The following is an 8,755-nucleotide window of genomic DNA, read 5'->3' on the forward strand; positions in this document are numbered from 1 at the left end:
CCGTAGCGGTTGTAGGCGGCGAACACCGTCGAGGGCGGGCACACCGGGTCCATCGCCCCGACGCTGAACAGCGCCGGGGCCGAGGCGCGCAGGGCGTGGTTGGCGCCGTCGACGTACGACAGCGTGCGGAACGTCTGCTCCACCGCCTCGCGGGAGTGCCGGCGCAGGAAGGTGACGACCTCCAGGTAGGGGCCCTCGCCGGCGACGTCGCAGGCGCGGCGGATCGAGCACAGGAACGGCACGTCGACGAGCGCGGCGCGGACCGCGTCGCCGGCCAGGTGCGCGGCGGCCAGCGCGAACGCCCCGCCCTGGCTGCCGCCGGCGACGACCACGCGGGAGGCGTCCACGCCGGGCAGCGCCGCGGCCGCCTCCACGGCGCGCGCGCAGTCCACGTAGGCGCGGCGGTAGTAGTACGTCGAGGGGTCCTGCACGCCCTTGGTCATGAACCCGTTCGCCCACTGCCCGGCGACGGCGGAGGTGTCCGGGTCGGGGGTGTCCGAGCCCTGCCCGCGGGTGTCCACGACCAGCACGGCGTACCCGGCGGCGGCCCACTCGGTGTGCTCCACCGGCCGCCCGCGGGTGCCGGAGTAGCCGATGAACTTCACCACCACCGGCAGCGGCCCCGGCGCGTGCGCCGGCCGCAGGAACCAGGCCGCGACCCGGTCCCCGCCCCAGCCGCGGAAGCGCACGTCGGCCACCTCCACGTTCACCAGCTCCGGGCCCGGCGCGGGCGAGAGGACCAGGTCCAGCGGGTGGCGGCGGGCCTCGGCGAGGCTGTCGGCCCAGAAGGCGTCGAAGTCGGCGGGCTCGGCGACGTCGCCGAGGTGGTCGCGCAACTGCTCCAGCGGCAGGTCGGTCAGGGGCACGAGCGGCACGCTACCGCCGGGCGCGCCGGCGCCGCGGAGCGGTCCGGGCCCGGCGCGCGCACCTCACGCGCGGCGCCGGCGGCGGGCGGTGGCGAGCTGGAACACCGCGTACGCGGCCAGGCCCAGGGCCACCAGGACCAGCAGCACCTTGCCGTACGGCTGCGCGGCGATCTCGCGGAACGCGGCGTCCAGGCCGCGGGACTTGGCGGTGTCGCCGCCGGCGGAGGCCACCACGAGCCCGCCCAGGACCGCGAACGCCACGCCGCGCGCCACCCAGCCGGCCACGCCCAGCCCGGTCAGCGCCGGGGACAGCGAACCCTCCACCTTGTCCTCGAACTTCTTCTGCACCCCGCGCACGACCAGCGCCACGCCCACGCCGACGACCACGAGGCCGACGAGCACCACGAGCACCGGCCCGCCCGGCGCGTCCAGCACCCGCTGGGTCAGGGACTGCTGCTGCTGACCGGCGGAGGAGCCCCCGCCGAACAGGAAGCGGGCGCTGGAGAGCGCCAGCGCGGCGGCCACCACCGCCTTGACGACGGCCTTGACGCGCTGCGAGGTCTTCTCCGCGGCGACCGCGGCCAGCACCTGCCAGGCCACCATCGCCACGAACCCCAGCGCGAGCAGCGCCAGCAGCACCTTGCCGAACGGCTGCGCGGCGACGCGGCCCAGCGCGCCGGAGGAGTCGGCGCTGCCGCCGGAACCGCCGAGGGCGACCTGCAGGGCGAGCCACGCCACCAGCAGGTACACGACCCCCTCCGCCGCGACGCCGGCCCGGCCCACCCGCTTGACCGTGCCCTCGTGCCGCTCCGCGAAGCGCTGACCCTGCTGCGCCGTGCGCCTGACGTCGTTGCCGGACATGGCGACATGATCGACCCCGGCCGGTCCGGACGCACCTCGGCGCCGGGTGACACTGGAGGGGTGCCGAGCTCCCTGCCCGACGGCGAGGCCGTCCCCACCGACGGCGCGCTGCCGCCCACCGCCCTGGCCGGCGCCGCCGGGCGCACCTTCGGGGTGTACCTGCACGTGCCGTTCTGCGCGGTGCGCTGCGGCTACTGCGACTTCAACACCTACACCGCCACCGAGCTGGGCGGCGGCGGCTCCCAGGCCGCCTACGCCGCCACCGCCGCCGCCGAGGTCGACCTCGCCGCCCGCGTGCTCGGCGACGCCGCCCGCCCGGCCTCCACCGTCTTCTTCGGCGGCGGCACGCCCACGCTGCTGCCCGCCGGGGACCTGGCCTCGATGCTCGCCGCCGTGCGCGCCCGCTTCGGGCTGGAGCCCGGCGCGGAGGTCACCACCGAGGCCAACCCCGACTCCGTCACCCCGGCCGCGCTGGCGACCCTGGCCGCCGCCGGGTTCACCCGCGTCTCCTTCGGCGTGCAGTCCTCGGTGCCGCACGTGCTGGCCGTGCTGGACCGCACCCACGACCCGCGCCGGGTGCCCGAGGCGGTGCGCTGGGCGCGCGAGGCGGGCCTCGACGTCAGCCTGGACCTCATCTACGGCACGCCCGGGGAGTCCACCGGCGACCTGCGCCGCAGCCTGGACGAGGCGCTGGCCTGCGAGCCCGACCACGTCTCGGCGTACGCGCTCATCGTGGAGGAGGGCACCCGGCTGGCCGCGCGCATCCGCCGCGGGGAGGTGCCCGCCCCGCAGGACGACGACGAGGCGGAGAAGTACGAGCTCGTCGACGACGCCCTGGGCGCGGCCGGGTTCTCCTGGTACGAGGTGAGCAACTGGGCGCGGAAGCCCGAGCACGCCTGCCGGCACAACCTCGCGTACTGGCGCGGCGGGGACTGGTGGGGCGTCGGGCCCGGCGCGCACAGCCACGTCGGCGGCGTGCGCTGGTGGAACGTCAAGCACCCCACCGCCTACGCCGGCCGGCTGGGCCGCGGGCACAGCCCCGCCCACGCCCGGGAGGTCCTCACGGAGGAGGACCGGCGCACCGAGGACGTGCTGCTGCGCTCGCGCCTGGCGGAGGGCTTCGACCCCGCGCGGTGGGGCGCGACGGCCGTGGCGGCGGTGCCGCAGCTGGCCGCCGACGGCCTGCTGGAGGCCGCCGGGGACGGCCGGTGGGCGCTGACCCGGCGCGGGCGGCTGCTGGCCGACGCGGTGGTGCGCGCGCTGCTGGGCTGACCCGGGCGCCGGGGTGGGGCTAGGTTCGGCGCGTGCGCCTGGGAGTGAACCTCGGCTACCTCACCGGCGGCGACGCGGCCGCGGCCGCCGCCGGCGCGGCCGCCCTGGCGCGCGCCGCGGAGGACGCCGGCTGCGACAGCGCCTGGGTGGCGGAGGCCTACGGCTCCGACGCCGTCAGCGTCCTGGGCTGGCTGGCCGCGCAGACCTCCCGCATCGCGCTCGGCTCGGCCGTGCTGCAGGTGCCCGCGCGCGCCCCGGCCGCCACGGCGATGGCCGCGGCCACCCTCGACGTGCTCTCCGGCGGGCGCTTCCGCCTGGGGCTGGGGGTGTCCGGCCCGCAGGTGTCCGAGGGCTGGTACGGGCAGCGGTTCACCGCGCCGCTGGCCCGCACCCGCGAGCACGTGGCGGTGGTGCGCGAGGTGCTCTCGCGCCGGCCGGTGACCTTCGAGGGCGAGCACGTGCGCCTGCCGCTGCCGGACGGGCCCGGCGTGCCGCTGCGGCTCATGCTGCCCGCGCCGCGCCCGGAGCTGCCCGTGTACCTGGCCGCCGTGGGTCCGCGCAACGTCGAGCTCGCCGGGGAGGTCGCCGACGGCTGGCTGCCGGTGTTCCTGGCGCCCGAGGCGTGCGCGGAGCAGTTCGCCTCCCTGGCCGCCGGCCGCGCCCGGCGCACCACCGGGCCCGTGCAGGGCTTCGACGTGTGCGCCTCGGTGCCGGTGCTGGTCACCGGCGCCACCGGCGAGGAGCGCCTGGCGGCCGAGGCGCCGGTGCGCCGGCACGTGGCCCTGTACCTGGGCGGGATGGGCTCGCGCTCGCAGAACTTCTACGCCGCCCTGGCCCGCCGCCTGGGCTTCTCCGACGCGGTGGACGAGGTGCAGGAGCACTTCCTGGCCGGCCGGCACCGCGAGGCGGCCGCCGCGGTGCCCGCGGGCTTCCTGGAGGCCACCTGCCTCGTCGGGCCCGCCGCCTCCCTGCGCGCGCGCCTGGACGACTACGCCCGCGCCGGCGTCACCACGCTGGCCCTGGCGCCGCTGGCGCCCACGCTGCCCGGGCGCGTGGCGGCGGTGCGGGCGCTGGCGGCCTGAGCCGGGCCCGCACCGCCGGCGCCGGCGCGCCGGTGCACCCGCGTCAGCGCACCAGGCGCAGCACCAGCGGGTAGCGGTACGCGCGGCCGCTGTTGGCCCTGGTGGCGGCGACCACCGCGAAGACGGTGGCGGCCACCAGGACGGCGGCGGGGACGACGAAGGTGACCGCGCCCAGCCCGAGCGTCACCACCGTGAGGATCGTGGCCACCGTCGTCAGGACCAGCTCGTAGATCACCAGGGAGATGCTCGCGTTGAGCGCCTCGGCGGAGTGCTCGCGCACGAACAGGCTGCGGTCCTTGAAGACGAGGAACACCACCAGCGGGGCGATCACGGGCAGGCTGATCCAGGCCAGCAGCGTGCCCACGTGCGCCAGCACGCTCCACGTGCGCTCGTCCTCCACGGTCACCGGCGCCCGGCCCGGGCGCGGGTACGGCTGCCCCTGCGGGTACGGGTGCGGCTGGCCCTGCGGGGGGTGCTGCTGCTGCTGCCAGGGGCCGTCCGCGTGCTCCGCGGGGTGCGGGCCGGGCTGCTGGTGCGGGTCGCTCACGGCGTCCTCCGGGTGTGGGTGCGTCCTCGTTCCCCGCGATCGTCGCGCGCCCGGGGGGTGCGCGTCGTCCCCCCCGCGGGCGGGTGCGCCCGCGGCGGCGTCCGCCGCCCGGGGGAGGGGCGCCTCAGCGGTCCGTCGCGTCCGCGGTGACGAAGTCCACCAGCTCCTCCACGCGCCCCAGCAGCGCCGGCTCCAGGTCGGCGTAGGTGCGCACCGTGCCGAGGATGCGCTTCCAGCCGTGCGCGACGTCGGCCTGGGTGGCGTGCGGCCAGCCCAGCTCGGCGAGCACCCCGTGCTTCCAGGACGTGCCGCGCGGGACCACCGGCCAGCGCTCCCAGCCCAGCCGCTGCGGGCGCACCGACTGCCACACGTCGACGAAGGGGTGCCCCACGACCAGGACGTGGGGGCTGGCGCCCACGCGCGCCACGATCCGCGACTCCTTGGACCCGGGCACCAGGTGGTCCACGAGCACCCCGATGCGCCGGCCCGGGCGGGGCCCGAAGGAGCGGATCGCGGCGTCGAGGTCGTCCACGCCGTCGAGCACCTCCACCACGACGCCCTCCACGCGCAGGTCGTCGCCCCACACCCGCTCCACCAGCTCGGCGTCGTGGCGCCCCTCCACGAGGATGCGCGAGGCGCGCGCGGTGCGGGCGGCGGCGCCGGCGACGGCCACCGAGCCGCTGGCGGTGCGGGTGGGCGCGGCCGGGGCCGCCGGCCCCCTCGGCGCGACGAGCCGCACCGGCTGCCCGTCGATCCAGAACCCGGGCCCCAGCGGGAAGGTGCGGGTGCGCCCGCGCGCGTCCTCCAGGACGACGACGTGCACGCCGCCGCTCTTCTCCACGCGCACCACCGCGCCCACCCAGCCGGTCTCCACGTCCTCCACCACGAGCCCGCCCACGGCCGGCTCCTCGCGGTGCGCGGGGCGGCGCGGGTGCGGGTCGGAGGAGAGCACGTCGGTGCCGTAGCGGTCGGTGGACGGGTGCCTGGCGCTCACCCCGGGCACGCTAACGAGGGCGCCGCGCCGCGCGGCGGAGGCGCGCTGGCCTAGACTTGGCACTCAGGTGAGCTGAGTGCCAGCGGGGCGGTGGCCCCGGGACGCGTCGAGCGGGAGGTGGGGTGTGAGCGACGACCGCAGGCTCGCGGTGCTGCGCGCCATCGTCGAGGACTACGTCTCGACCCACGAGCCGGTGGGGTCCAAGGCGCTCGTGGAGCGGCACCGCCTGGGCGTCTCCCCGGCGACGATCCGCAACGACATGGCGGTGCTGGAGGAGGAGGGGTACATCGCCCAGCCGCACACCAGCGCCGGGCGCATCCCCACCGACAAGGGCTACCGGCTCTTCGTGGACCGCCTGGCCAGCGTCAAGCCGATGTCGCCCGCCGAGCGCCGCGCCATCCAGACCTTCCTCGACGGCGCCGTGGACCTCGACGACGTCGTGGACCGCACCGTGCGGCTGCTGGCGCAGATCACCCGCCAGGCCGCCGTCGTGCAGTACCCCTCGCTCTCGCGCGCCGCGGTGCGCCACGTGGAGGTCGTGCCCGTCGGCGGGCGCAGCGCCCTGCTGGTGCTCATCACCGACACCGGCCGGGTCGAGCAGCGCGTGGTCCAGGTCCGCTCGGCCACCGACGCGGAGTCCCTGCCGGGCGTGCTGGCCGCGCTGCGCGACCGCGTCAACGCGGCCGTGGCCGGCAAGCGCCTGAAGGAGGCCCGCGAGCAGCTGGCCGCCCTCGTCGCCTCCTGCCCGCCGGCGGAGGCGGCCGTGGCGGGAGAGGTCCTGGCCGCGCTGGGCGAGTGCCTGGCCGCGGGCCTGGAGGAGCGCGTGGTCATCGCCGGCACCGCCAACCTGGTGCGCTCCGGCGCGGACCTGTCCGCCAGCCTGGGCAGCGTGCTGGAGGCGCTGGAGGAGCACGTGGTGCTGCTGCGCCTGGTGCAGGAGATGGCCGAGGAGTCCGGCGGCGAGCGCGGCGAGCGCGGCGCGCTGACCGTGCGCATCGGCGCGGAGAACCTCCACCTCGGCCTGCCCGAGACGTCCGTGGTGAGCAGCGGCTACGGCGAGGGTGAGGTGCTGGCCCGCCTCGGCGTGCTGGGCCCGACCCGCATGGACTACCCGACCACGATGGCGGCGGTGCGGGCGGTCTCGCGCTACGTGTCCCGCATCCTTTCCCAGTGACCCACCAGACCCCACCGACGGGAGACCTGAGCACCCCGTGAGCGACTACTACGACGTCCTCGGCGTCAGCAGGGACGCCTCGGCGGAGGAGATCAAGCGCGCCTACCGCAAGCTGGCGCGCAAGCTCCACCCCGACGTCACCTCCGACCCCGACGCGGGGGAGAGGTTCAAGGAGGTCTCCCAGGCGTACGAGACGCTGTCCAACCCGGACAAGCGCGCCCAGTACGACCGCGGCGGTGCCCCCGGGGCGGCCGGCGGCTTCGGCCAGGGCTTCGGCTTCTCCGACATCATGGACGCGTTCTTCGGGCAGAGCGGCGCGCCCACCGGCCGCGGCCCGGTCAGCCGCACCCAGCGCGGCCAGGACGCCCTCATCCGCGTGGACGTCGACCTGGCCGAGGCCGCCTTCGGCGGCGAGCGGCAGATCCAGGTCGACACCGCGGTGCTGTGCCCCACGTGCAAGGGCACCTGCTGCCAGCCGGGCACCCAGCCGGAGACGTGCGACATCTGCGGCGGGCAGGGCTCGGTGCAGCGCGTGGTGCGCTCGCTGCTGGGCCAGGTCATGACGAGCCAGCCGTGCCCGACGTGCCGCGGCTTCGGCACGGTGCTGCCCTCGCCGTGCCTGGAGTGCTCCGGGGAGGGCCGGGTGCGCGCCCGCCGGCCGCTGACCATCCGCATCCCCGCCGGCGTGGACACCGGCACCCGCATCCAGCTCGCCGCCCAGGGCGAGGTGGGCACCGCCGGCGGCCCGCCCGGCGACCTCTACGTGGAGATCCACGAGCGCCCCCACCCGGTCTTCACCCGCCGCGGCGACGACCTGCTGTGCACGCTGGAGGTGCCCATGACGGCCGCCGCGCTGGGCGCGACGATCCCGCTGGAGACCCTCGACGGCACCGAGGAGGTCGACGTGCGCCCCGGCGCGCAGGGCGGCGAGGTCGTCACCCTGCGGCAGAAGGGTGCCGAGCACCTGCGCTCCACCGGCCGCGGCGACCTGCTGGTCACCCTGGAGGTCAGCACCCCGCGCGACCTGGACGACGAGCAGGAGGAGCTGCTGCGCCGCCTGGCGGAGCTGCGCGGCGAGGTGCGCCCCTCGGGCAAGCTGGCCCCCGCCCACCAGGGCGTCTTCTCCAAGCTGCGCGAGCGCTTCGGCGGTCGCTGAGCACCGCCGCACCACCGGCCCCCACCGCCCGCGGGCGGTGGGGGCCGGTGCGCGCTCTCAGCGCGCGTTGTCAGCGCACGTTGTCAGCGCACGGTGAAGGTCTTGCTGTCGCCGGGGGGCAGGGCGCCGGCCTCGCCGTCGGACTCGTCGGGGCGCTGCACCACGACGGTGTGCTCGCCCGCCGGCAGCGGCAGCGTCACCGAGAACTCCGCGAACCGCCCGTCGGCGCCGGCCTGCACCGGCCCGCGCGCCACCTCCGCGCCGGAGGCGTCGGTGACGGTGCAGAGCAGCGTGCCCTCGAAGGCCGAGCCCACGCCCTCCACGACGACCTGGCCGGGGGTGGCGGTGCTCACCGAGGTGATCCACGCCGGCGCCTGCACGTCCGCCTGCGGGGCCCGCGAGACGGTCCGGGGCAGCGCGTGCCCGAACAGCACCGGCTCGGCGGCGCCGTCCACGCGGACCTCCACCGGCAGGTCCTCCCCGGCGGCGGCCGTGACCGTGTGCACGAGCTGCTGCACGGCCGCGGCGGCCCGCGCGGCGTCCAGGGTGCCCGGCGCGGCACCGGCGGGCAGGTCGACCACGAGGCGGTCGCCGGCGCGGCTGACGCCGGAGGGCCCCGCGGCCGACCACGCGCTGGCGTAGTCGGGGTCCCCCGGGTCGCCGCCGAGCATCGCGGCCAGGGCGAGGTCGGCGTCGTCGCCCCCGCCGTCGACGTCGACGTACTCGCGGAACAGCCACGTGCCGCCGGCGCCGTCCAGCCAGTACACCGGCACGCTGCTCGCGCCGGAGGGCAGCGCGCCGCC

The 8,755-nt window shown here is 77.3% G+C and carries 9 protein-coding genes; 4 read left to right on the top strand and 5 right to left on the bottom strand.

The window, feature by feature from the left end; all coding sequences use genetic code 11:
* Both GTR00_RS08720 and GTR00_RS08725 read right to left on the bottom strand, forming a co-directional pair.
* On the bottom strand, nucleotides 1-866 hold an 866-nt coding region (locus GTR00_RS08720; protein WP_166611238.1), incomplete at its 3' end, for an acetylxylan esterase.
* Nucleotides 867-929: 63 nt separating this feature from the next.
* A complete protein-coding gene (locus GTR00_RS08725; protein WP_166611239.1) occupies nucleotides 930-1,727 on the bottom strand; it encodes a DUF1206 domain-containing protein in 798 nt (265 codons plus the stop codon).
* Nucleotides 1,728-1,787: 60 nt separating this feature from the next.
* Between GTR00_RS08725 and hemW the strand changes: the two genes are divergently transcribed.
* Both hemW and GTR00_RS08735 read left to right on the top strand, forming a co-directional pair.
* Entirely contained in the window at nucleotides 1,788-2,999 is a 1,212-nt protein-coding gene (gene hemW / locus GTR00_RS08730; protein ID WP_166611240.1) for a radical SAM family heme chaperone HemW, read from the top strand.
* 32 nt (nucleotides 3,000-3,031) lie between these two features.
* Nucleotides 3,032-4,081, top strand: a complete 1,050-nt coding sequence (locus GTR00_RS08735; protein WP_166611241.1) for an LLM class F420-dependent oxidoreductase — start codon at nucleotides 3,032-3,034, stop codon at nucleotides 4,079-4,081.
* Nucleotides 4,082-4,124: 43 nt separating this feature from the next.
* Here GTR00_RS08735 and GTR00_RS23815 read toward each other — a convergent pair whose 3' ends face one another.
* Together GTR00_RS23815 and GTR00_RS08745 are read right to left on the bottom strand one after the other, a co-directional pair.
* A complete protein-coding gene (locus tag GTR00_RS23815) occupies nucleotides 4,125-4,628 on the bottom strand; it encodes a DUF4870 domain-containing protein (RefSeq protein ID WP_166611242.1) in 504 nt (167 codons plus the stop codon).
* 124 nt (nucleotides 4,629-4,752) lie between these two features.
* Nucleotides 4,753-5,622, bottom strand: coding sequence for a DUF3097 family protein (locus tag GTR00_RS08745; RefSeq protein ID WP_166611243.1), 870 nt, complete (start codon nucleotides 5,620-5,622; stop codon nucleotides 4,753-4,755).
* A gap of 124 nt (nucleotides 5,623-5,746) precedes the next feature.
* Here GTR00_RS08745 and hrcA point away from each other — a divergent pair, with 124 nt between their 5' ends.
* Complete coding sequence (hrcA, locus tag GTR00_RS08750) at nucleotides 5,747-6,796, top strand: heat-inducible transcriptional repressor HrcA (RefSeq protein WP_166611244.1); 1,050 nt, start codon at nucleotides 5,747-5,749, stop codon at nucleotides 6,794-6,796.
* 37 nt (nucleotides 6,797-6,833) lie between these two features.
* The gene (gene dnaJ, locus GTR00_RS08755) at nucleotides 6,834-7,952 is read left to right on the top strand and encodes a molecular chaperone DnaJ (protein ID WP_166611245.1); all 1,119 of its coding nucleotides are present in this window, start codon (nucleotides 6,834-6,836) and stop codon (nucleotides 7,950-7,952) included.
* Between the two features lie 83 nt (nucleotides 7,953-8,035).
* Here dnaJ and GTR00_RS08760 read toward each other — a convergent pair.
* Nucleotides 8,036-8,755, bottom strand: a 720-nt coding sequence (locus tag GTR00_RS08760; RefSeq protein ID WP_205705385.1) for a Gmad2 immunoglobulin-like domain-containing protein, incomplete at its 5' end; no start/stop codon positions are given.

The sequence above is a fragment of the Kineococcus indalonis genome, from assembly GCF_009906395.1.
GTDB classification, from domain to species: domain Bacteria; phylum Actinomycetota; class Actinomycetes; order Actinomycetales; family Kineococcaceae; genus Kineococcus; species Kineococcus indalonis.

What these genes read in the sequence shown, in the direction of transcription:
- GTR00_RS08725 (WP_166611239.1), bottom strand. Translation starts at nt 1,727, where the DNA reads ATGTCCGGCAACGACGTCAGGCGCACGGCGCAGCAGGGTCAGCGCTTC.